This is a genomic window from Buttiauxella agrestis (assembly GCF_900446255.1).
Lineage (GTDB): Bacteria > Pseudomonadota > Gammaproteobacteria > Enterobacterales > Enterobacteriaceae > Buttiauxella > Buttiauxella agrestis.
Window position 1 is genome coordinate 285,641 of sequence record NZ_UIGI01000001.1, and the last position, 22,358, is coordinate 307,998.

The window sequence follows — 22,358 nt, forward strand, 5'->3', positions numbered from 1 at the left end:
CTTTTGGTACCTACCATGCAAGAGAAAAAATCTAAACTCGCCTTTGACCGATCAAAAAGTACAATGAAGAACATTCGCTTCGAAGATGAGCTTTTGGCACAGATTGAGAAAGCTGCGGGAAAAGGGAATTTTAGTGCTTGGGTGAAAGAAGCTTGTCGGTTGCGTTTGAGTGGAAGTAAATAGATTAAATGCATACTGAAAGATATGTTAAACCATTACTGTTATTAGGGCTTGGGTACAAAACTGAGGAAAACTGAAATGAACACTGTAAAAAAAGGAGATGCTTTCGAAGAGGAAGTATACAATCTTTTAAAGAATTACATAAACAGTGGTAATTTCTGGCTTAATCCCAAATTTTGCAAATTTCATAGGAAGAAAAAATATTATTCTAAAAAGAGAGATGGGTATATTATCGTTGATATTTCAATCGAGTGCTTTTTGGAAGGGAAAGAAGATTATTCGCAATTGATAGTTATTGAATGCAAAGATTATAAATCAAAAATTCCTGTTGACGACATCGAAGAATTTGAATCAAAACTACATCAAATTTCTGGTGTAAATATTAAAGGTATTTTTGCATCAAGAACGCCCTTTCAATCAGGTGCATTTAACGTTGCGAAGAATATTGGTATGGCTTTGATTAGAATCCTTCCTGAAGACAAGATAGATTGGGTCCTTCAAAGAAATCCTTTGTCTTCGAAACCGGCTGACAGAATTAAGGAAGATAGGGTTACTTCAGAATACGCACTCAAAAATGAAGATTTTATTGGTCAGTCACAAAATATTTTCTGTTATTGTAATAACTATACGTCATATATAATCGATATATTAAATCACTTAGTATGTGGTGATAAAAAGCCATTTCACAAAACCATTCAAAATAAATATAAAATAATTAGAGCAAAAAACCTTTCATATTTGAGTCTTGATGAAATTGACTCCAGAGGGTTGCAGTTAGCTTTGGCTGCGGAGGCAAGTACAAGAGGAACTGTTGATTTATCGAAAATTGTATCTCATTTGAAAGAAAGAGAAGGCTTAAAATTTGATCTCTCTCATGAGTTAGGTACCGATGAGATTTATACATCAGCCCTTGGATCTATGGATGCTAAAAATAATATAATAAAAATATCAAGTCTATTAGACTATAATTCACCTAGTTGGAGGTTCACACTTGCGCATGAAATTGGTCATTATATTTTTCATCATGAGTTTATGTTAAAAAATAAAATAGATGAGCATTTTGATACAAATGATAATTATTCTATAGTTGAATTCAATATGACATCTAATTTATTTAGAAGACTAGAGTGGCAAGCTAATATGTTTGCAAATAGTTTATTAATGCCAAAAATGGATGTTTTCTTTTCTATAGGTTCTCTCATTACACAGCTTGACATTAGAAACTTTAACTGTGGAATAATATATGTTGATAATCAGCAATGTAATCTTCATAACTACAACTATATAGTATCCAAACTAAAGAAGGAGTTTAATGTTTCCGCGACTATTGTAGAAATAAGATTGAAGCAATTAAGAATTTTGAATGATAAAAGAATTTCTCCAGCGAGATTTAACTTTGGCTCATTAGGTATTTAATAGTTGCCACGTATTAAAATTAAATATTCTATTTAATAAGTAAAAAATGGCGGAAGATCACAGGAGTGCTTAACTTAACGTAAATGCATGAATAATATTAATATTTGCATATGCCACTTGTCTTGATATACACATGCCTATACACATTTGATTGGCTGTATGAAATTTGTTCTCAATATTCTTCTAGATGATATCTAACCAAATCTAATAAGTGCTTCGAGAAAAAATCTCTTTTTCCGTTTAAATGCTCACTCTGTTCACTTTTGATTTTTATGATTCAAAATCATAATGTTAGGTGGTGATCAGAATGTGATGAGTGAATAGAGAGCTGTTCATCTTTTTTAGCAGAAAAGAGCGTTAGGTTTTGTCGGGGTCTGGTATGCCGGTACTATTATCAGAAAAAATCTTTTTTTCCATTTAACTGTTCACTCTGTTCACCCTACATTTTTGTTATGTAAAATCATTGAGTTAGGTGGTGATCATACAGTGAAGGGTGAACAGTCCATTGTTCACCTCCTATGGAATGACCTGGCTCGAGGGTTGTCGGGTTCCGATGCATCTGGATCATTTGTCAGGAAAAAAACTTTTTTTCGGTTTAACTGTTCACTCTGTTCATCCTGCATTTTTATTATTTAAAATCATTATGTTAGGTGGTGAACAAACGGTGAAGGGTGAACAGTCCATTGTTCACCCCGACCATGTTCGGGTGTTAAAAAACCGGCTTGCGCCGGTTATGTAGGTTAAATCGCGAGCGTGTCATCGCACTTGGGTAGCCAGTCGGGGTTGCTGTCCTCTGTCAGCATCAGGTTGGTTTGCGTTCCCTGTTTCGTGTGCCGCTTCTCATAATCCAGCCCGTACTCCTTGAGCATCATTGGCAGCCCCAGCCCGAACATTTTCAGGCTCAGCACGTTCTTGTACCCGTTCGCCTCCATGTATGTGAGGTAAGCATGGTAAAGATAGTTACGGGGCTGTCGCGGCACTATATTGGCGTTACCCATATACATGCCGGTTGGCTGTGCCAGCGCTTCAAGGTAGCCGCAAAAATCAAATACCGGATCGGCATCGCGCTTGATGTTAATCGCCTCGTCAGAGTTCTACTGTGCCTGTAGCAGGTTGCGCGCCGTCGCCGGTTGGCTGAACTGCTGCATAAGCTGGCGCACGATAACAGCCAGCTCTCGTGAGATTTTATCCCTGAGCTGCGGGTCGCGTTCTTCCGGGGCAATCTGCTCCGGGAAGTGCAGAATGACACGACGACGGGAAACACCGCCGCTGCGGTCGGTAAAGCGCATCGGGTTGTTGTTCACCGCCAGAATCACCGCCGGGATATGCGTCGAGTAGGCGTCGCGGTATTTCGGATCGACTGAGACCGCATCGCCGCCGGTAATGGCTTTAATCCCCGCACCGTCACCGCTCCATTTCTCCTGGTCAGGCAGAATAATCAGCGAGTAGCCAATCACCGCCGCACGTTCGCGGGATGATTCCAGTGTTTCGATAGTGGCTGAGGTGGTGTTGTCCTTCCCGGCGAGCATCGTCGCAATTTCGGCCATGATACTTTTCCCGCTGCCCCCTGGCCCGGTCACTTCGAGAAAGAGCTGCCAGTCGTAGCGGTTCGCCAGCACCATAAACAGCGCGGCGAGAATAATGTCGCGTTTCTGTGCGTTCCGTCCTGCGGCACGGTCGAGCCACTGCCAGAAATGCGGCGCATCACGCTCCAGCGTTTCACCGGCCACCGGAGGGGTGAAATCCACATCACACAGAGTGCGCAGCCAGTGCGTTTTGCTGTGCGGATTAAAGATGCCGCTGATCGTATCGAGTACCCCGTTACGAAAACCGATTAAACGCCGTGCCGGGGCTTCGTGCTGCGCCAGAATAAGCTTGAGCGTATCGACCACCGCCGAGATTTTACCCGATGAGAAACCGGCACCGATACGCTGGAACAGGGCGGCCACATCGCGGGCAAACTGCGTGGAGGGCAGCACTTTCCAGGCACCGGCGTCATAGCGGGAAATTATCTCCCCGTTCGGGTCAACGGCCAGCGCATGGCCGTAATGCTCGCTGACACGCATCGCCTTTTCACTGGTACTCATGGCGGTAAATTCGGCCTCGCTCATCTGGTCGAACGGACTCGCCGCCGGTGTCTTTAATACCTCCTGTAATGCGCTGCGGGTGGCCTCTTCGCCGTGCTGCATAAAGGCATCATTCCAGTCACCAAATACCGGCGGCAACGCAACAATCCCCTGACAGGCATTTGCAGCGGCTGCGGCTTTGGTCTGCCCGTCGCCGTTGAGGTCACGGTCGGCGGCAATGATGATTTGCTGTGCCGGGTGCCGTTCCCGGACAAGGCTTGCCAGAGAAAGGAGGTTCACGGACGAGAGCGCCACCAGAACGGTATCGCCGGTGAGCTGGTTTACCGTCAGGCCGGTGGCGTACCCTTCCACTAACCAGAGCCGTTTTGAGGCAGTGTTTTTCCCCCCGATAGTGTGACAGGTGCCTTTCACCTGACCGCCTTTGAGCGTGCGTTTGGTGCCGTCGACATTGATAAGCTGGAGGTTAACCAGTTCCCCCTCAGGGGTGTGCAGTGGCACAAGCACATCACCGGCGCGGTAAGTGATGGTTGCCACCTTATGCGTGGTGGTCAGCACCTGACAGGCTCGCTGTGCTAACCCTTTGCGGGTGAGATAGGCATTGCCGGTGGCGGTGCGGCTGCTTTCCAGCAGACGGGAGGCGAGGGTTGCGGCCTCCCTCATCGCTTTATCACTGCCCGGGGCGGTGGCGATTTCATCCGCTGGCACCGGCGGCAGGTTGCCGGTCACGCTGTTGACCTGGCTTGCGGCTTCCGCGACCGACACGGCCAGCGCTTTTGAAACCAGGCTCAGGCCGTCACCGGCTCCGCACTGATTACAGAACCAGGTGCCGCGCCCGTCTTTATCGTCAAAACGGAAACGGTCTTTACCCTGGCACACCGGACAGGGCTGATGACGGTTAAGCACCACATTCACGCCCAGCGCCGGGAGGATGTGCGGCCACTGGCCTTTAGCGGCGTTCACGGCTTCGGTAACTTTCATGTTCATTGCTAATTTCCTTACGGCTGCGCCGGTTGCGTTAAGTGGCGGGTGCAAAGTTCGTCCATGACGGCCAGCCCGAGAAACGAGAGCGCCGGTGTTGTCTTGAGTGCGCCGCTTTCGAGTAAGTCCTCCAGTAATGCACAGGCAATTTCCCGGCCTTTCTCCAGTCCGTGCTGGCGCAGATAAAACCCCTCCAGTTCACCGGCAATGGCATCTTCTAATGTGGTGAGGGTGAGCTGCGGATAACGTTGCTGTTGCTGGCAGATATTGAGCCAGGCACAGGCCACGGTGCGACGGTAGAGCGCTGTGCGCAGAACGGGTGAAAGTGGCATTCTTTTCATTAGTTTTTCTCCGGAGCCATCCAGCTCATATGGCAGCGTTCGACCACACCGTCGAGCTGGGTGGTCATCAGAAACAGCAGGGAAGCGAGTTGTGTCTGTTGTGCCGGGGGTTGTTTCAGCACGGTGCATTCCTGATGCTCCAGCAAATCACCGGCGAACTGGCCGACACGTAATAAATGCTCAAGGCAACGCAGGTCATCCAGCGTAATGGTGGCGTTAATTCCTGACGGTGTTACCGGCTGCGTGATATTCATGATTCGGTCTCCTGAGGGTGTGCGAAGCCCTGTGCAGATACGCACATAAATTGAATGAGTGATTTAATTACAGGTAATGGCGGTAGCTGGTATCCGGCTCAGGGCGGGGAATATCACGCCACGAATACACCACCGGGATATTTTTTATTACCGGTTTATTCTCTTCCGGATAAATATCAATATTCCGTTTACGCCAGATCTGTAATACCGGGTCATTCGTTATTATTTTCAGCACGGTATAACGGTTCTCAGGGTTTCGCTTAAATACGTCAGGATGAATACAGGTAAATTCCCGCAGGAAGCGTCCGAGCGGTATTTCAATCACCTGCCCGTCAGACTCAATACGAATAAGGATGCTGTAAGGCTTGCGGAACGGGTTCCAGACCATATCCGGGCAGCGGTAAGGCAAATCCCACGGAATACCATCGGCCAGAATGCCCACCACCGTCACCGCAGCATAAATATCCGTGCGGTATTTTTCACCCGGCTGAGGAAAATCAAACATGTTTATTCCCCGCCGTTTAATTCAGTTAAACCGCTCTGCGACAGAAATTCCTGGCACAGCCCTTTCGCTTTTAATTCCTCCAGCACAAAACTGATGTCTTCATGCAGATAGCTGAATATCTGCGGAATATAGAGCTGGTGTAAGCCATTCATTTCCCGGCGCTGTAAATCACCGCCGACAAACTGCGATACGGCACTGGCGCGGTTGAGTTTGTGATACGCCTCGACGCTCAGGTGAGCGGCGAGAGATTTCTCGTTACCACGACGGGCAGAGACATTTTTAGATGGAGTTGCGTTATGCATGCACCACCTCCGCAACAGGCAGACGGGCGGCAAAGGAAAGAATGTAATCACGGACAAGGGAAAGGCGGGCGGCTTGCTCGTCACCGGCGACAGTGCGGAGCATGGAAACGCGGGGCTTGCGCTCGGTACGACGAACGGCGGCAAAAACAAAGACGAATTGTGGGTGAGTCGGGGTGAGGGTCGAAGCCATAAGGGCAACCTCCATTGAGTAGCGATTATCGCCACCACTGGAGTTGCAAATCTCACTGGTGGTGGCTCGAACAGGGTTTGCAATACCGGCCTCAATGACTACCGGCCAGCCCGAAGGCTGCCCTGCCCGAACCACCATTATCTGAATGGAACCACGGTGTAAACACCACAGCCCGAAATAAAGGTGTGTCTGAGCTACGACGTAAAAAAAGACGCATGGCGCGTCAGGTGTCGCCATTGAGTTAAACAGGTTGCAAATCCTGGCTGTCGATTTTGCGACAGCGGAAAAACTATAACCGCAAACCTGGAAGGGATGCAAGCCAGGGGAAAGGGCTTTTTGAAAAGCGGGCTGATTCATGCGTCACATCCCCGGTTACGTTCTGCGATACGTTCGGCCATCCAAACGGTGACTTCTGACTGGAGCCAGGCGACATTTTTACCGCCGAGCGAGACCTGTGACGGGAACGCATTGCGGGCGATTAAATCGTAGAGGGTGGAGCGGGACAGACCGCACTGGTGAATAACTTCCGGGAGGCGTAAAAAACGCTCCTGAGTCGGGGCAGAAACAGGCGGAAGATGCGCGGCTGGCGCGGAAGATGGTGCGGAAAAAGCGGTGTGCATAAAGCTACCTCATAACAGTCCATAGAGATCCGGTCGTGTCCGTCCGGCTTCGGGTAGCTCTCTATTTTGTGAATATTTTCCCTCAATGCAACAAGGTGAATTTGTATGAGGCACAGAACAAGGAGTCTGTTTTTTAAGCGAAATTACTTTTTTAGGTACTGTAGGCAACAGGAAGCAACTGGAAGAGCAATAACTTAGATTTGCAATTATTATCAGCAATTAATTAAAGAAAATTAATAGTTTAAAACATCCAATAAAAGCACAAAGTGATTTTGGTCGGGTGAACAGTGGTGAACAGACGGTGAACAGTCAGACCTCGATTGTTCACCCTCTAATATACTGTATTACTTATCTTTTTTTTAAAGGTGAACAGAGTGAATAGTTAATAGCTAAAAAATAATAAAAGAGGGGGGTATGTTCCTGAGACCTTTCCTCTGGCAAGCCGGTTTTCAGGTCTTCTTGTGTCATATCTGGTACATCCGGAGTGGCTCACTGATGTTGTGCCATCACAGGCAGAATGACGTCAGGTTGAAAAAACGGAGAACTCAATGATGAAAACTGACTCACTCAACACGGCAACCAAAGCCACCAGTAGCGCGCAGGATGGAAAAACGCAGAACGGCGTCAAAAATGCGCTGAATACGCTGAACGGACAGGAAAGCCAGGTTCTCACTGCCGCACTGACCCGCGACCTGAAATCATTCGGCGAGGCGAAATCCCGACATACCGCAAACATGCTTGAGCTTAATGAGATTGGCACCGCCATCAGCCGCAGCGAGAAGGAGCGACAGGTCGCACTGGAAGAAAGTGAGGAAGCAGAACACAGCTGGCGCAGCCGGTTCCGTGCCCTCAAAGGTGCCATTACACCGGAAATGAAAAACGAGCACAGCCAGCGGATTGCTAATCGCGAGCTGGCGGAGGAGTTCACCGCGCTGATTGGCGAACTGGAAACAGATAAAACCCGCGCCATGCTCAGTGCCTGCGCATCAGGCAAGGCCTATGTCGAGGCACACCGTACCGCTTTTAGCACCTATGCCAACAATGAATGGAATGCGGCAATTAAAGACCTGAGTCCGGCCCTGATCCGGGCATTCTGCCTGCGCCTGCGCGAGCTGGAAATTCAGGGGAATGAGGCACCGAAAAGAACGCTGGTACAGGAGCTGGGCGACCGCATTCTCAGCCAGAGCCAGCTCCACAGTTTCAGCATGGAAAATGAACCCGTACTTTCTCAGCTTGGCCTGTACCGTCCTGCACTGACCGGCGTCGATATGAATCTCTACGACAGCCCCATCAAACGGTCGATGATAGCCAGAGAGCTGGCAGAGAAAGCAGACAAAAAACAGGAGGGCTGATCATGATGCACTGCCCGTTTTGTAGAAATTCGGCGCATTCACGCACAAGCCGTTATCTGTCTGACAGCGTCAAACATCGCTACTACCAGTGCCAGAATGTGCTTTGTTCGGCAACGTTCCGCTCAATGGAGTCCGTTGAGTCGATTATCCGCCAGCCAGTAGCCGGTGATGAACCGGCTGATGAATTTATCCAGGGTGAAATGGATAAAGCACCGAAACAGCGACAGTCAGCAACACAATGACCAGCCGGGGATGAATCCATGAGCGACACACCATTACAGCAGGCCTTTGCCGTGTGTCAGGCGAATAAAACCGCCTGGCAGAATAAAAAAGATGAACTGAAAGCGGCAGAGACTGCGCTGGATGAACAGCTTGCACCGGGACATCCCCGGAACGCAGAGCGGATTACTTATCTGAGTGAATATATCGACGTTAAACAGTGGGAAATCACCTGTGCGGCGGGGCGTTATATTCGCTCGCATGAAGCGGTACAGCACACCAGTATTTGTCATTCACTCAATGCATTTATGAAGCAAAACGGGGCAGCACTGGTCAGTACGCTGGCACCGGAATTAATGGGGATTAATCAGCTTCCGGCGGCAATCCGCGAGCTGGCCATACGGCGAGCGACGCATTACGTCGGGGAAGCCCTGCGGGATTATCTGGCGACCGGCCCGGAAATTCATTACACAGCGGAAAACAGCGACATTTTGACAGCCATCGGATTCAGGCCTGATAAGGCTTCGCGGGCTGATACTCAGCAGAAATATACACCGGCACAAAACCATGTTTACGCGCACCGGCAGACAGAACTGAGCCAGCAACCACCCGCATAAAATCGACCTGAAAACACCGCCATTTAATTCAATTAAACCATGCATTACGGTGCATGGTTTTGCATGTAAAACCCCGTATTTTTCACACCTCATCACCCCAGAGCTAGCGCGGCTCCGGGGTGTTCATGCACCTGCATTAAAACCCACCCATGAAGCGGGCAGGCGTGGCGGGGAGAGCATTGCGCGCCAGCATTAAAGTTATTATTCTTCATGGCCTGAACGGATTACCGCGCCGTACGGGCCATGGGAGTGTCAAAAGGTTTGAGGTCGTGACGAAACTTTGAGGAGGGGAAATAAAAATCAGCCATAAGCTGCAGAAATTATCTTCCACAAGTTTGTTCGATTGCTATTGCATTGGATAAATAATCAATAAGTACTTCGATAACTTACATAGTGGATACAATAACGCCATCCTAAAATGGCGTTATAAATAGTGATGTTTTACTTTTTTGTTAATTTTTCAATGATTAATGAATATTTAGTTTCTTCAAAGCTGAAGCCATATTTTTTGAATGACTGTAAATAATTCAAATGCCCCTTTAACGCATTAATTGTTAACGAGGTTTGATCATTTGACTTTATTGCTTGGTCAAATATTGCTCTAACTCTTCGGCGATATGCTCTAGGTGGCCTTAGTGGGCCGTTAATTAAAATCCCAGTAACCGCTTGTCTGTTGTTATATGAGAGCAGCCTATACTTTTCATTATTTAAGGTGAAGCCCATGGCGTTTATTTTATTTTTTGCGAGGCTGACAAGTTCTTCTATTAAATGTCTATTATCGCCACTTATGGTTATATCGTCAGAATATCGAGTGTATACACAGTCTCTAACTAAAGCTTGGTTTGTCATTAATTCATCGAATTCATACAATATGGCATTTGATATATTAGGGCTAGTAGGTGCACCCTGTGGTAAAGTACCATAGAGAGTTGTTAAACCAGCAATAGTATTAACTATATGTTCAGATATATTATTTCTTAAAAGACAGTTCTTTATCATGGTTTTATTAATGGAACCAAAATAGTTTTCAATGTCTATATTGGCAATAAACTTATTATTTTGATGTGGATAAGCATTGTCATGAATACTGATCCCCTTTCTATATGAGAAACATGAAGAGTGAATATTTAGTCTATTCAAAAAATAATCATTTATCCAGTACTGTGTTACCTTCATGAATTTCCGTGGTGCTGATATTTTTCTAACACCACCGCTCTTTTTACGCATATCAAAAATCCGATAATATCTATCTGGATTTTTTATCATAGAGCTTATAAGTCGTGGTGTAAGTCCGATACAAGATGCGACCGTTAAAATACCGTTATTTTCGAAAAGGGGACTGTTTAGTGACTTGTAAGAATAGAAAATTGGAGCTGCGATAATTTTTTTTTCGGGAATTAGGCTGTCACTATCTTTTGAAAGGATGCTAGCCTGACTACTGGACATTGAACCAATTCGTAATTGCTCAAAGATCCGCACCCAAGCCTGTCTTGGGCGGCTGGGCAAGGTCCCGGACGCCCAAGACAGGCTTGGGTGCGGAACCTCTTTTATGTAAGGCCTTAACTGCAAAGACGGCGGTGCGCCGTCCATATTCTTTGTATCAGTAGAGGCTAGCACACCCAATTTAGTGGATTTATGGCATTTGTCAAGAAGGAAAATGCGCAACTTGTCTCTTAGTTTTTTTAAATTTGCTGAAAGTTTTTCATCGCCAGAGGGAGTTATAGAATACAGCTCGTTTTTAATGGAAACTAATTCCACATAGCCAATTTTATGTAATTCTTTAAGGTGCTGTTTTAATGAATCAATATTAGGTAATGCTCCATCATCTGTTAATATTAATCTCAAGTAATATAATATCTCAGATGGGGCTGCAGGTTGAATAATTGAGGTGGCCCATAAAAGTAAGCGAAAGTTTATTGAGTTAGACATTTACCCTCCCAAAAGGCCTTTATTTTTAGAAACGAGCTTTTTATTCCTGACTCGTCTAATAATATTTTCAATTTTTTCATCTTCAATGTCGGATATGTCAAATATTTTAATACTGTTATCGTCACAATATTGAAGAACACCTAATGAAAAAAAACGATCGAGATTTTTTATTTCGTCATTGCAGATGACTATCAAATCTGGATTTTTAATATCTTTAGTTATTTTGTAATAACTTATTAAAGTTATCTGCGATAGGGTTAATTCATCTAAGACAAATATGATGATACTATCACACTTTTTGTTAATAAAATCCAATTCTGCTATATGTATATACACACTTTCAGTATCGGGCAGAGTTTGCTTTCCTCCCCCTTCATAAATCACAGCATCTATTTTACTAAGTTCGGTTTTAAGATTTTTGATGCAAGAGTCAAATAATTTATCTTTCAAAATGTTCGGATAGCATAAAAAAACATTAAGTTCAGAATTAACTAATTCGCCCTCTAGGGTATCTATTATATTCTCTCTAAGTTCATTTGTAATTGACAAAACATCATTGGCGTAAATTGAAATGTTGAATTGGTTGACCTTGGTTTCATTATTTGAACCAATAATGTTTACATTTGATTTTTGAGCGTTGCTATTGCTCATTTTTCTGAGTATTTTTTGTTTTATTATTCGACCCAATTGAAAACATGCAAGATTTTTGTTTATTTGATTTAATCCCATCATTTTTAGACCGAAAGAAGATTTTTGCGATAACAGTAATAGCTAGCAATCCTGCGCCAGAGAATAGCCATTCTTTATTTAATAAAACCCAATTAATTACATCTTGCATGAAATCAATCCCTTTTTAGAATGTAGTCAGCGTACCATTGTAACATTTTTCTTCTATTTTGTTCGTAACTGGCATGATTGTAAATGCCACGAATGCTGTTTTTATCTACATGTGCTAATTGCATCTCAATCCATGCACTTTCAAAACCCTGTTCATGCAAGATTGTCGACATTGTATGCCGAAAACCGTGACCTGTAGAACGTCCTCTATAACCAAGTAATTCAATCACGTGAGAGACACTTTCCTTACAGATTGGTTTGCTTCGGTTGTTTCTGCCAATAAAAATATATGGGTAGTGACCCGTGATAGGTTTGAGTTGTTTAAAGAGGTCAATCACCTGTGTAGATAAAGGCACGACGTGAGGCCTACGCATTTTCATCCGTTCTGCTGGTATTTCCCAAATCCCTTTTTCAAGATCTACTTCCTCCCAGGTCGCGAAGCGTAACTCTTGCGTCCTGACACCGGTCAGCATGAGTATCTTAGTCGCATTTTTAGTAATGATACTGCCTGTGTAAGCTTCAAGGTCGCGGATAAAATGAGGTAGTTCTTCTGCGGACAAAAACGGATGATGTTTTTGTTTAGGAACGGCCAGCGCGATAGCTAAATCTGGCGCTGGGTTGTACTCAGCGCGGCCTGTAATGATTGCGTATTTAAAAACCTCACCGCAGCGTTGACGCACCTTTCTCGTTTTCTCTAATGCACCGCGCTTTTCAATACGGCGAAGCACTTCCAATAGCTCAAGTGGTTTAATTTCAGAGATTGGGCGGTGCCCGATATACGGGTAAACGTCCTGCTCGAATGTCTTAATGATCTCCTCACGATAAGCCACCGTCCAGCGGTCGGCTTTGTTCGTGTGCCACTCACGGCTAATTGCTTCGAAAGAATTTTCAATGGAGAGCTGCTGCGCAAGCTTTTGAGCTTTACGCTCTTCGACGGGGTCTATGCCGTTAGCAACTTGTTTGCGGGCTGTGTCCCGCTTTTCGCGAGCTTCTGCAAGCGAGATGAGACTATATGAGCCAAAGGACATCAAACGAGCCTTACCCGCGAATCGGTATCGGAATCTCCAGCCCTTGCTACCGTCGGGATTGATGAGCATGGATAAGCCTTGTCCATCGTTTAGGGTATAGGGCTTGTCTTGCGGCTTCGCACGTCGGATTTGTATGTCAGTAAGGGGCATGTGTATAAGTGATTTTGTGTATAAAAAATTTATACACATCATTATACATATTTTTCACGGATTCAGGCAGATGTGCTCGGACTTGTGTGGACTATGTTGTGGCGTAACTTGATGAATTTATAGGAATTAAAAGATGTTCTCGGAAGGTCTCGGACAATAGATGGCGGAAGATCACAGGAGTTGAACCTGCCCGGCACCGCTGGCGGCACCAACTGGATTTGAAGTCCAGCCGCCTCACCGGAGACGACGATCTTCCTAGCCTCGATTGCTACATGGAGGCGGTGCGCAGTATACCTGGTTTCTCCCGCTTACCAAACAATGCTTTGCCCTTTCCACAATGATTTCCTGAAAACTATTAGCCGGATCAATTAAACCGTACGAAATCCACGCGTTTAGCACTTCTGACACCCGCTATTGAGCGACTCTGCTCACACTTATCAAGAAACGTAATCTGATAACCAGAAATTAGAATTCCGGCCCGCCTCCCGATGCTTTAAAACCTGAACTATCGAATTTTTTACACTCGCTTTTAAAGGTGATCACCAGACCCACTGGCACACCGTTTCCAAAAATTCAGTATTCAAAAGGACGGCATAATGAAAATTAGTGACGGCAATTGGCTGATTCAGCCGGGTTTATCGCTTATCCACCCGGTGCAGGTTTTCGATGTGGAGCATCAGGGCAACGAGATGGTGGTGTACGCGGGCATGAAGGATGTGCGCGAGCGGGGGAGTCAGCTTGATACTCCACTGTTTACGCTGCGATTTTTCTCCCCGCAGGAAGGGATTGTCGGTGTGCGCATCGAGCATTTCCAGGGCGCGGTGAATAACGGCCCGCATTATCCGCTCAACGTATTGCACGATGTGAAAGTGACCATGCAAAACACCGCTGAATTTGCCGAGCTGAAAAGCGGCAATCTGGCGGTGCGCGTGACCAAAGGCACTGAATGGGCGCTGGATTTCCTGCGCGATGGCGTGCGCATCACCGGTAGTGCGGTGAAAAACAACGGTTATGTGCAGGATGCTAACAGCGGTAATACGCACATGTTCGAGCGCCTGGATTTGGGCGTTGGCGAAACGGTTTATGGCCTGGGTGAGCGTTTTACCGCGCTGGTGAAAAATGGTCAGACGGTGGAAACCTGGAACCGCGATGGCGGCACCAGCACCGAGCAATCCTACAAAAATATTCCGTTCTACCTCACCAATCGCGGTTATGGCGTACTGGTGAACCACCCGGAATGTGTCTCCTTTGAAGTTGGTTCCGAGAAAGTCTCCAAAGTGCAGTTCAGTGTCGCAGGCGAATATCTCGAATATTTCGTGATTGACGGCCCAACGCCGAAAGCGGTTCTCGACCGTTACACTCGCTTTACAGGCCGCCCGGCGTTGCCGCCAGCGTGGTCGTTTGGCCTGTGGCTCACCACTTCCTTTACCACTAACTACGACGAAGCGACGGTGAACAGTTTTATCGACGGCATGGCCGAACGTAACCTGCCGCTGCACGTGTTCCACTTCGACTGCTTCTGGATGAAAGCCTTCCAGTGGTGCGATTTTGAGTGGGACCCGGTGACGTTCCCCGATCCGGAAGGCATGTTGAAACGCCTGAAAGCGCGTGGCCTGAAAATCTGCGTGTGGATTAACCCGTACATCGGCCAGAAATCCCCGCTGTTCCGCGAGGGAATGGAAAAAGGCTATCTGCTCAAGCGCCCGAACGGCGCGGTGTGGCAGTGGGATAAATGGCAGCCAGGTCAGGCGATTGTCGATTTCACCAACCCGGCGGCCTGCGAATGGTATGCAGGGCATCTGAAACGCCTGGTGCGCATGGGGGTGGATTGCTTCAAAACGGACTTTGGCGAGCGCATTCCAACGGATGTGGTGTGGCACGATGGTTCCGACCCGCAGAAAATGCACAACCATTACGCGTTCATCTATAACGAGCTGGTGTGGAACGTGCTCAAACAAGAACTGGGCGACGAAGAAGCGGTGCTGTTTGCCCGTTCAGCCTCCGTTGGCGCACAACAATTCCCAGTTCACTGGGGTGGCGACTGCTACGCCAACTACGAATCAATGGCGGAAAGCCTGCGCGGCGGCCTGTCACTCGGCATGTCCGGCTTTGGCTTCTGGAGCCACGATATTGGCGGCTTCGAAAATACCGCTCCGGCGCATGTGTATAAACGCTGGTGCGCGTTCGGGCTGCTTTCCAGCCACAGCCGCCTGCACGGTAGCAAATCCTACCGTGTGCCATGGGCGTATGACGACGAAGCCTGCGACGTGGTGCGCCACTTCACACAGCTGAAATCACGCATGATGCCGTATCTGTACCGTCAGGCGGCGCAGGCCGCAGAGTTCGGCACACCGATGATGCGCGCCATGATGCTGGAGTTCCCGGACGATCCAGGCTGCGATTATCTCGACCGCCAGTACATGCTGGGCGATTCCGTGATGGTTGCGCCGGTGTTCTCGGAGGCGGGCGACGTGCAGTTCTATCTGCCAGAAGGGCGCTGGACGCATTTGCTCAACAACCAGCAAGCGCAAGGTAGCCGCTGGCATAAAGAGAAGCATGATTTCCAGAGCCTGCCGGTGTATGTGCGTGACAACACGCTGTTAGCGCTGGGCAATAATGACCAGAAACCGGATTACGCGTGGCATGAAGGCACCGCCTTCCAGCTGTTTAATCTTGACGATGGGCGCGAGGTGCTTTGCGAAGTCCCGGCCGCTGACGGCTCGGTTATCTTCACGCTGAAAGTGCGTCGTGAAGGCAATACGCTGGCGGTGCAGTGCGATGGTCAGGCAAAAGACTGGACGCTGTGTCTGCGCAATATCGGCAACGTGAAAGGCGTGAAACAAGGTAAGAGTGCCGCGGGTGAGCAGGGTGTGGTGATTACACCGGATTCGCACGAGGCGGGATTGGTTATCGAGCTTTAATTGATCTTTCCCCTCTCCCTAAGGGAGAGGGGACTAAAAATTTAACCTTTCATCCAGATACGCAGCCCATCCAGGAACATCTGCGTCGCCAGCATGACCAGCACCAGCCCCATCAGGCGTTCCAGTGCGTTCACGCCTTTCTCGCCCAGCAGGCGCAAGAACAGCGACGATTGCAGCAAAATTGCCACAGTGCCGCCCCAGGCCAGCAATAGCGCTATCACTAAATGGCCCATTTGATTCGGATACTGGTGCGATAACAGCATTAACGTTGCCAGCAGCGTTGGCCCGGCAACCAGCGGAATAGCCAGCGGCACAATAAAGGGTTCTTCACCCGCAGGCAGGCCAGAGGCGTTCCCTTCGTGGCTTGGGAAGATCATTTTAATCGCAATCAGGAACAAAATTATCCCGCCGGAAATCGACACGCTTTCTGCGCGCAGGTTAAGAAACGCGAGAATTTTTTCCCCGGCAAACAGGAAGATCAGCATGATGATCAGCGCAATAAGCAGCTCGCGGATCATGATGGCCCGGCGGCGCTTCGGCTCGGTATGCTTGAGCACTGACATAAAAATGGGCAGGTTTCCCAACGGGTCCATAATCAGGATTAACAGTACTGCCGCAGAAATGATTTCGGTCATGAATAGTGTTCTCTAATAAATAACGTGTTCATTGATAAGTTGTATTTCTAATAGCTCGCATATCATTGATTAATTTCACTTGCGACTTTGGCAGCATTTTGTAATGTGGGCAGTAATCTCAATTAATGTGCACAACGCAAACACCTCTCCAGGATTAGTCGCTATGAAAAATGTTGGTTTTATCGGTTGGCGCGGTATGGTCGGTTCCGTTCTCATGCAACGCATGGTTGAAGAACGCGATTTTGACGCCATTCGTCCGGTTTTCTTCTCCACTTCTCAGCTTGGCCTCGCGGCTCCGTCTTTTGCCGGCCAGAACAACGGCACGTTGCAGGACGCGTATGACCTGGAAGCGCTGAAGGCACTGGACATCATCATTACCTGCCAGGGCGGCGATTATACCAACGAAATCTATCCAAAGCTTCGTGAAAGCGGCTGGCAAGGTTACTGGATTGATGCGGCTTCTTCTCTGCGTATGAAAGATGATGCGATTATCATCCTTGACCCGGTAAACCAGCACGTTATTCAGGAAGGTCTGAACAACGGCGTGAAAACCTTTGTGGGCGGTAACTGTACCGTCAGCCTGATGCTGATGTCCCTCGGTGGCCTGTTCGCGAACGACCTGGTTGACTGGGTTTCCGTTGCCACTTACCAGGCGGCATCCGGCGGCGGTGCGCGTCATATGCGTGAACTACTGACTCAAATGGGCCAACTGCATAGCCATGTTGCCAGCGAGCTGGCGGACCCTGCTTCTGCCATCCTGAACATCGAACGTAAAGTGACGGATCTTGCCCGTAGCGGCAGCCTGCCAACGGATAACTTTGGCGTGCCACTGGCTGGCAGCCTGATCCCATGGATCGACAAGCAGCTTGATAACGGCCAGACCCGCGAAGAGTGGAAAGGCCAGGCTGAAACCAACAAGATTCTGAATACCGGCACCGTCATTCCTGTTGATGGCCTGTGTGTCCGCGTTGGTGCACTGCGCTGCCATAGCCAGGCATTCACTATCAAAATGAAGAAAGATGTCTCTCTGCCAACTATCGAAGCGATGCTGGCCGCCCATAACGATTGGGTGAAAGTGGTGCCAAACGACCGCGATATCACTATGCGTGAACTGACGCCTGCGGCAGTCACCGGCACATTGACCACACCTGTCGGTCGTTTGCGTAAGCTGAACATGGGGCCGGAATATCTATCAGCCTTCACAGTTGGCGACCAATTATTGTGGGGTGCTGCAGAGCCGTTGCGCAGAATGTTGCGCTTGCTCGCATAGTTACACTTACACACCAAAGGGGCATTGCAGCCCCTTTTTTTATCACGTCATATACCCTTCATACTTCACGTTATGGATGTGTTGGTTGCACTCCGTCACCCCAGTCACTTACTTAAGTAAGCTCCTGGGGATTCCTGAGTTTACCGCCTTCCCATAACGTGAATTATTTGGGTATACATAGAGTGTATGACTTTCGTGCATTAATTTTCGGGAGCAAAACAGAGCGTTGGCTATGCTTTATTCAGGGCGATAAACCGCCATGAAAATTAGTTGGGCGGAACGGCTTGCAGGAAAACAATGTTATTGCCGTCCGTTAGGGTCAATGAATGACAAAAAACAGGACGAATGCCATGTCTGTTCATCCAGAAAAAGACGTGATAAATGCGCTAATTGCGGGTCATTTTGCTGATCCTTTTTCTCTGCTGGGAATGCATAAAACAGAAGCCGGGCTGGAAGTACGCGCCCTGTTACCCAACGCCACAGAAGTCTGGATTATCGACCCTAAAACCGGTGGGAAGGTCGGTAAATTAGAATGTATTGATTCCCGTGGTTTCTTTTGCGGGGTTATTCCCCGGCGTAAAAATCCTTTTCGTTACCAATTGGCTGTCGTCTGGCATGGCCATGAAAATCTCATTGATGATCCCTATCGCTTTGGGCCGCTAATTCAGGAAATGGATAGCTGGCTGTTGTCCGAAGGGACACATTTACGCCCTTACGAAACGCTCGGTGCACACGCCGACACCATGGATGGCGTCACCGGCACGCGCTTTTCCGTATGGGCACCCAACGCCCGCCGCGTCTCGGTTGTGGGTCAATTCAACTATTGGGATGGTCGTCGCCACCCGATGCGTTTGCGCCGTGAAAGCGGGATCTGGGAACTCTTTATTCCAGGTGCTCACCCCGGGCAGTTATATAAATTCGAGCTTATCGACACCGAAGGGCATCTGCGCCTGAAGGCTGACCCGTATGCGTTTGAGTCGCAAATGCGCCCGGAAACGGCGTCGCTGATTTGTGGCCTGCCTGAAAAAACCACGCTGAGTCCTGCGCGGCAACGCGCCAACGGCTTTGACCAGCCGATTTCAATTTACGAAGTGCATCTCGGTTCCTGGCGTCGTCATACCGAGAATAATTTCTGGCTCAGCTATCGCGAACTGGCAGACCAACTGGTGCCGTACGTGAAAGAGATGGGCTTTACGCACCTCGAACTGTTGCCGATTAACGAGCATCCGTTCGATGGCAGTTGGGGCTACCAGCCACAAGGGATGTATGCGCCGACACGCCGCTTCGGCACACGTGACGACTTTCGCTATTTCATTAATGCCGCACACGCTGCGGGCCTGAATGTGCTGCTGGACTGGGTTCCAGGGCATTTCCCGACGGACGACGCTGGCCTTGCGAAATTCGATGGCACCTCGCTTTATGAGCACGGCGACCCGCGTGAGGGTTATCACCAGGACTGGAACACGCTGATTTATAACTATGGGCGGCGTGAAGTCAGCAACTATCTGGTCGGCAATGGTCTGTACTGGATTGAGCGCTTCGGCATTGACGGTCTGCGCGTTGATGCGGTGGCATCAATGATTTATCGCGACTACAGCCGCCAGCCTGGCGAGTGGATACCGAACGATAAAGGCGGGCGAGAAAACCTCGAAGCTATCGAATTCCTGCGTAATACCAACCGTATTATCGGCGAGCAAACGCCGGGTGCGGTGACGATGGCGGAAGAGTCCACCGACTTTGCAGGCGTGTCGCGCCCGGCGTCAATGGGCGGCTTAGGTTTCTGGTTTAAATGGAACCTCGGCTGGATGCACGACACTCTCGACTATATGAAACTCGACCCGGTGCATCGCCAGTATCATCACAACAAAATGACCTTCGGCATGCTGTACAACAGCACCGAAAACTTCGTGCTGCCGTTGTCGCATGATGAAGTGGTCCACGGCAAAAAATCTATTCTCGACCGTATGCCGGGTGATGCGTGGCAGAAGTTTGCCAACTTGCGTGCGTACTACGGTTGGATGTGGGCATTCCCCGGCAAAAAATTGTTGTTCATGGGCAATGAATTCGCCCAGGGCCGCGAGTGGAACCACGACAGCAGCCTCGACTGGCATTTGCTGGAAGGCGGCGATAACTGGCACCACGGCGTGAAACGCCTGGTCCGCGATTTAAACCACACTTATCGGCATCATGCTGCAATGCATGAGCTGGATTTCGACAGCTACGGTTTTGAATGGCTGGTGGTCGAAGACAACGTGAATTCGGTGTTTATCTTTGTGCGCCGGGATTCGAAAGGGAATGAAATTATTGTCGCCAGTAACTTTACCCCGGTGCCGCGTTACAACTATCGCTTTGGCATTAACCAGCCAGGCCGCTGGCGTGAAGAGCTGAACACGGACTCGATGCACTATCACGGCAGTAACGCCGGGAACAGTGGCGCGGTGCACAGCGATGAGATCCCAAGCCACGGTCGTGAGAATTCCCTGAGTCTGACCCTGCCGCCACTTTCCACGATTTGGTTGGTAAGGGAGGCTGAATGACACAACTCACTGCCGGAAACTCCGCGCCTTACGGCTCGTTTTATGATGGAAAAGGGGTGAACTTCACCCTGTTTTCCGCCAATGCTCATAAAGTCGAACTGTGCGTGTTCGACGAGCACGGTCACGAACAACGCTACGATTTGCCGGTGCGAACCGGCGACATCTGGCACGGTTATCTGCCTAACGCCAAACCGGGTTTGAAATACGGCTACCGCGTGCATGGGCCGTGGGAACCGCACAACGGCCACCTTTTTAACCCGGCCAAATTGCTGCTCGACCCTTGCGCCCGCGTGGTGGTGGGTGGGGTTGAGCATCATCCCCATTTGCATGGCGGTTATGACGAACCGAATCTGGAAGACAGCGCCCCGCATATGGCGAAATGCGTGGTGGTGCAGGATAAGTTTGACTGGGAAGACGATGAACATCCGCGCACTGCGTGGGGCGATACCATTATCTACGAAGCTCATGTTCGTGGCCTGACGCTGCTTCATCCAGGCATTCCCGAAGAACTGCGCGGAACCTACGCTGCACTTGGCCATCCGGTGATGATTAACTACTTCAAACGTCTGGGGATTACGGCGCTGGAGCTGTTACCGGTGGCGCATTTTATTAGCGAGCCGCGCGTTTCACACCTCGGGCTGAGCAACTACTGGGGCTACAACCCGCGCTCTATCTATGCCGTCGAAGGTTATTACGCGGTGAATCACGATCCGCTCAGTGCCGCCAATGAGTTACGTGGCGCGATTAAAGCGTTACACAGCGCGGGTATCGAGGTGATTCTCGACATTGTGCTCAACCACAGCGCGGAACTGGATCGCGATGGCCCGACCCTCTCACTAAGCGGAATCGATAACCGTAGCTATTATTGGTTAATGGAGAATGGCGATTACCAGAACTGGACCGGTTGCGGTAATACGTTGAATTTGAGTACGCCAGGCGTGGTCGCCCAGGTTGTGGATTGCCTGCGCTACTGGGTTGATAGCCTGCATGTTGACGGTTTCCGTTTTGATTTGGCGTCGATCATGGGGCGCACGCCGGAGTTTCGCCAGGATGCACCGCTCTTTGAAGCCATCAAAAACGATCCGGTGTTGTCGCAAATAAAACTGATTGCTGAACCCTGGGATATTGGCCCTGGCGGTTATCAGGTCGGCAACTATCCGCCGTTATTTGCGGAATGGAATGACCATTTTCGTGATGGCCTGCGGCGTTTCTGGCTGCGACAAGATCTATCGTTAGGAGGATTCGCGTGCCGCTTTGCCGGTTCGAGCGATGTGTATCGTCGAGGCGAGCGTAAGCCTTCAACCAGCATCAATTTAATCACGGCGCATGATGGTTTCACGCTGCGTGACTGTGTCAGCTTCAATCAAAAGCACAATGAAGCGAACGGCGAAGATAACCGTGATGGCACCAACAATAATTACAGTAACAATTACGGTTTCGAAGGGCTGGAAGCCTCGTTGTATATCAAAGAACGGCGGCGCGACAGTGTTCACGCCTTGCTGACATTGTTACTGCTTTCCCAGGGGACGCCGATGCTTTTGGCCGGTGACGAACATGGTCACAGCCAGCACGGTAATAACAACGCTTACTGCCAGGATAACCAACTGACATGGCTTGACTGGGAGCATTGTAACGATGGCTTAACCACATTTACCGCGGCATTGATTCATCTACGCAAGACGATTCCGGCACTAACCCAGAATGTCTGGTGGGAGGACGGTGATGGCAATGTTCGCTGGTGGAATAAAGAGGCTCAGCCTCTGAGTGCTGACGAGTGGGAAAACGGCGTTCATCGCCTGCAAATCCAGCTTTCAGAACGTTGGCTTATTACGATTAACGCTACCGAAGAAGTGGCCGACATCGTATTACCCGAAGGGGAATGGCGCGCCATTCCTCCGTTTGCCGGCGAAGACAACCCGGTGGTGATGGCTGTATGGCATGGTCCGGCGCACGGAGTCTGCGTATTCCAGAAGTCATAAAAAAGGAGTCA

General features: G+C 48.9%; 20 protein-coding genes, 1 tRNA gene and 1 pseudogene. 9 read left to right on the forward strand and 13 right to left on the reverse strand.

What is annotated here, in order from left to right:
• Positions 1-15 precede the first annotated feature (15 nt).
• Positions 16-183: a YlcI/YnfO family protein gene (locus tag DY231_RS01350; RefSeq protein WP_115627024.1), complete on the forward strand. Its 168-nt coding sequence runs from the start codon at positions 16-18 to the stop codon at positions 181-183.
• 75 nt (positions 184-258) lie between these two features.
• Positions 259-1,596: an ImmA/IrrE family metallo-endopeptidase gene (locus tag DY231_RS01355; RefSeq protein ID WP_115627025.1), complete on the forward strand. Its 1,338-nt coding sequence runs from the start codon at positions 259-261 to the stop codon at positions 1,594-1,596.
• Positions 1,597-2,336: 740 nt separating this feature from the next.
• Here DY231_RS01355 and DY231_RS01365 read toward each other — a convergent pair.
• The 7 genes and pseudogenes from DY231_RS01365 to DY231_RS01395 all read right to left on the reverse strand — a co-directional run bounded on the left by DY231_RS01365 (position 2,337) and on the right by DY231_RS01395 (position 6,873).
• Positions 2,337-4,667 (reverse strand): annotated as a pseudogene (locus DY231_RS01365) (primase-helicase zinc-binding domain-containing protein).
• An 11-nt stretch (positions 4,668-4,678) separates the two neighbouring features.
• Entirely contained in the window at positions 4,679-5,002 is a 324-nt protein-coding gene (locus DY231_RS01370) for a DUF5375 family protein (RefSeq protein WP_115627027.1), read from the reverse strand.
• Positions 5,002-5,256: a hypothetical protein gene (locus tag DY231_RS01375; RefSeq protein ID WP_115627028.1), complete on the reverse strand. Its 255-nt coding sequence runs from the start codon at positions 5,254-5,256 to the stop codon at positions 5,002-5,004. Before DY231_RS01375 ends, DY231_RS01370 begins: the two co-directional genes overlap by 1 nt.
• Positions 5,257-5,323: 67 nt before the next feature.
• On the reverse strand, positions 5,324-5,761 hold the full coding sequence (locus DY231_RS01380) for a hypothetical protein (RefSeq protein WP_115627029.1): 438 nt from the start codon (positions 5,759-5,761) through the stop codon (positions 5,324-5,326).
• Positions 5,762-5,763: 2 nt separating this feature from the next.
• Positions 5,764-6,063, reverse strand: a complete 300-nt coding sequence (locus DY231_RS01385; RefSeq protein ID WP_256682635.1) for a derepression protein — start codon at positions 6,061-6,063, stop codon at positions 5,764-5,766.
• A complete protein-coding gene (locus DY231_RS01390; RefSeq protein ID WP_115627030.1) occupies positions 6,056-6,610 on the reverse strand; it encodes a host cell division inhibitor Icd-like protein in 555 nt (184 codons plus the stop codon). Before DY231_RS01390 ends, DY231_RS01385 begins: the two co-directional genes overlap by 8 nt.
• Complete coding sequence (locus DY231_RS01395) at positions 6,607-6,873, reverse strand: helix-turn-helix transcriptional regulator (RefSeq protein ID WP_115627031.1); 267 nt, start codon at positions 6,871-6,873, stop codon at positions 6,607-6,609. Before DY231_RS01395 ends, DY231_RS01390 begins: the two co-directional genes overlap by 4 nt.
• Before the next feature lie 548 nt (positions 6,874-7,421).
• Here DY231_RS01395 and sid point away from each other — a divergent pair.
• The 3 genes from sid to DY231_RS01410 are packed head-to-tail and all read left to right on the forward strand — an operon-like array spanning position 7,422 to position 9,061.
• Complete coding sequence (gene sid, locus DY231_RS01400; protein WP_256682636.1) at positions 7,422-8,225, forward strand: capsid size-determining scaffold Sid; 804 nt, start codon at positions 7,422-7,424, stop codon at positions 8,223-8,225.
• Between the two features lie 2 nt (positions 8,226-8,227).
• Complete coding sequence (locus DY231_RS01405) at positions 8,228-8,467, forward strand: ogr/Delta-like zinc finger family protein (protein WP_115627032.1); 240 nt, start codon at positions 8,228-8,230, stop codon at positions 8,465-8,467.
• Between the two features lie 18 nt (positions 8,468-8,485).
• A complete protein-coding gene (locus DY231_RS01410) occupies positions 8,486-9,061 on the forward strand; it encodes a phage polarity suppression protein (RefSeq protein WP_034497820.1) in 576 nt (191 codons plus the stop codon).
• 441 nt (positions 9,062-9,502) lie between these two features.
• Here the strand turns inward: DY231_RS01410 and DY231_RS01415 are convergent, their stop codons facing one another.
• The 5 genes from DY231_RS01415 to DY231_RS01435 all read right to left on the reverse strand — a co-directional run bounded on the left by DY231_RS01415 (position 9,503) and on the right by DY231_RS01435 (position 13,261).
• Positions 9,503-10,990 carry a reverse transcriptase domain-containing protein gene (locus DY231_RS01415; protein ID WP_115627033.1) on the reverse strand — a complete coding sequence of 496 codons (1,488 nt, stop codon included), beginning with the start codon at positions 10,988-10,990 and terminating at the stop codon, positions 9,503-9,505.
• A complete protein-coding gene (locus DY231_RS01420; protein WP_115627034.1) occupies positions 10,991-11,641 on the reverse strand; it encodes a hypothetical protein in 651 nt (216 codons plus the stop codon).
• Positions 11,631-11,828, reverse strand: a complete 198-nt coding sequence (locus tag DY231_RS01425; RefSeq protein ID WP_071425400.1) for a hypothetical protein — start codon at positions 11,826-11,828, stop codon at positions 11,631-11,633. Before DY231_RS01425 ends, DY231_RS01420 begins: the two co-directional genes overlap by 11 nt.
• A gap of 4 nt (positions 11,829-11,832) precedes the next feature.
• The gene (locus DY231_RS01430; protein WP_115631746.1) at positions 11,833-13,005 is read right to left on the reverse strand and encodes a tyrosine-type recombinase/integrase; all 1,173 of its coding nucleotides are present in this window, start codon (positions 13,003-13,005) and stop codon (positions 11,833-11,835) included.
• Between the two features lie 161 nt (positions 13,006-13,166).
• Positions 13,167-13,261 (reverse strand) — tRNA-Sec (locus tag DY231_RS01435).
• A gap of 340 nt (positions 13,262-13,601) precedes the next feature.
• On the opposite strand from DY231_RS01435, the gene yicI reads away from it, so the two are divergent.
• Positions 13,602-15,926 (forward strand): alpha-xylosidase, encoded by a 2,325-nt coding sequence (gene yicI, locus DY231_RS01440; protein WP_115627035.1) that lies wholly within the window; start codon positions 13,602-13,604, stop codon positions 15,924-15,926.
• Positions 15,927-15,967: 41 nt separating this feature from the next.
• Here yicI and DY231_RS01445 read toward each other — a convergent pair whose 3' ends face one another.
• Positions 15,968-16,561 carry a YhgN family NAAT transporter gene (locus DY231_RS01445; protein WP_115627036.1) on the reverse strand — a complete coding sequence of 198 codons (594 nt, stop codon included), beginning with the start codon at positions 16,559-16,561 and terminating at the stop codon, positions 15,968-15,970.
• Between the two features lie 163 nt (positions 16,562-16,724).
• Between DY231_RS01445 and asd the strand changes: the two genes are divergently transcribed.
• The 3 genes from asd to glgX all read left to right on the forward strand — a co-directional run bounded on the left by asd (position 16,725) and on the right by glgX (position 22,347).
• Positions 16,725-17,831: an aspartate-semialdehyde dehydrogenase gene (gene asd / locus DY231_RS01450; protein ID WP_115627037.1), complete on the forward strand. Its 1,107-nt coding sequence runs from the start codon at positions 16,725-16,727 to the stop codon at positions 17,829-17,831.
• A 350-nt stretch (positions 17,832-18,181) separates the two neighbouring features.
• Positions 18,182-20,368, forward strand: a complete 2,187-nt coding sequence (gene glgB / locus DY231_RS01460) for a 1,4-alpha-glucan branching enzyme (protein WP_115627039.1) — start codon at positions 18,182-18,184, stop codon at positions 20,366-20,368.
• The gene (gene glgX, locus DY231_RS01465) at positions 20,365-22,347 is read left to right on the forward strand and encodes a glycogen debranching protein GlgX (protein ID WP_115627040.1); all 1,983 of its coding nucleotides are present in this window, start codon (positions 20,365-20,367) and stop codon (positions 22,345-22,347) included. Before glgB ends, glgX begins: the two co-directional genes overlap by 4 nt.
• Positions 22,348-22,358: the final 11 nt, after the last annotated feature.

Bases quoted from the DNA above. Each gene is read 5' to 3' on its own strand.
- glgB (WP_115627039.1), top strand. From the start codon at position 18,182: ATGTCTGTTCATCCAGAAAAAGACGTGATAAATGCGCTAATTGCGGGT.
- DY231_RS01430 (WP_115631746.1), bottom strand. From the start codon at position 13,005: ATGCCCCTTACTGACATACAAATCCGACGTGCGAAGCCGCAAGACAAG.
- DY231_RS01350 (WP_115627024.1), top strand. From the start codon at position 16: ATGCAAGAGAAAAAATCTAAACTCGCCTTTGACCGATCAAAAAGTACA.
- DY231_RS01375 (WP_115627028.1), bottom strand. From the start codon at position 5,256: ATGAATATCACGCAGCCGGTAACACCGTCAGGAATTAACGCCACCATT.
- DY231_RS01415 (WP_115627033.1), bottom strand. From the start codon at position 10,990: ATGTCTAACTCAATAAACTTTCGCTTACTTTTATGGGCCACCTCAATT.
- DY231_RS01385 (WP_256682635.1), bottom strand. From the start codon at position 6,063: ATGCATAACGCAACTCCATCTAAAAATGTCTCTGCCCGTCGTGGTAAC.
- DY231_RS01445 (WP_115627036.1), bottom strand. From the start codon at position 16,561: ATGACCGAAATCATTTCTGCGGCAGTACTGTTAATCCTGATTATGGAC.
- yicI (WP_115627035.1), top strand. From the start codon at position 13,602: ATGAAAATTAGTGACGGCAATTGGCTGATTCAGCCGGGTTTATCGCTT.
- DY231_RS01370 (WP_115627027.1), bottom strand. From the start codon at position 5,002: ATGAAAAGAATGCCACTTTCACCCGTTCTGCGCACAGCGCTCTACCGT.
- DY231_RS01425 (WP_071425400.1), bottom strand. From the start codon at position 11,828: ATGCAAGATGTAATTAATTGGGTTTTATTAAATAAAGAATGGCTATTC.
- DY231_RS01395 (WP_115627031.1), bottom strand. From the start codon at position 6,873: ATGCACACCGCTTTTTCCGCACCATCTTCCGCGCCAGCCGCGCATCTT.
- DY231_RS01405 (WP_115627032.1), top strand. From the start codon at position 8,228: ATGATGCACTGCCCGTTTTGTAGAAATTCGGCGCATTCACGCACAAGC.
- sid (WP_256682636.1), top strand. From the start codon at position 7,422: ATGATGAAAACTGACTCACTCAACACGGCAACCAAAGCCACCAGTAGC.
- asd (WP_115627037.1), top strand. From the start codon at position 16,725: ATGAAAAATGTTGGTTTTATCGGTTGGCGCGGTATGGTCGGTTCCGTT.
- DY231_RS01410 (WP_034497820.1), top strand. From the start codon at position 8,486: ATGAGCGACACACCATTACAGCAGGCCTTTGCCGTGTGTCAGGCGAAT.
- DY231_RS01420 (WP_115627034.1), bottom strand. From the start codon at position 11,641: ATGAGCAATAGCAACGCTCAAAAATCAAATGTAAACATTATTGGTTCA.
- DY231_RS01390 (WP_115627030.1), bottom strand. From the start codon at position 6,610: ATGAATCAGCCCGCTTTTCAAAAAGCCCTTTCCCCTGGCTTGCATCCC.
- DY231_RS01380 (WP_115627029.1), bottom strand. From the start codon at position 5,761: ATGTTTGATTTTCCTCAGCCGGGTGAAAAATACCGCACGGATATTTAT.
- DY231_RS01355 (WP_115627025.1), top strand. From the start codon at position 259: ATGAACACTGTAAAAAAAGGAGATGCTTTCGAAGAGGAAGTATACAAT.
- glgX (WP_115627040.1), top strand. From the start codon at position 20,365: ATGACACAACTCACTGCCGGAAACTCCGCGCCTTACGGCTCGTTTTAT.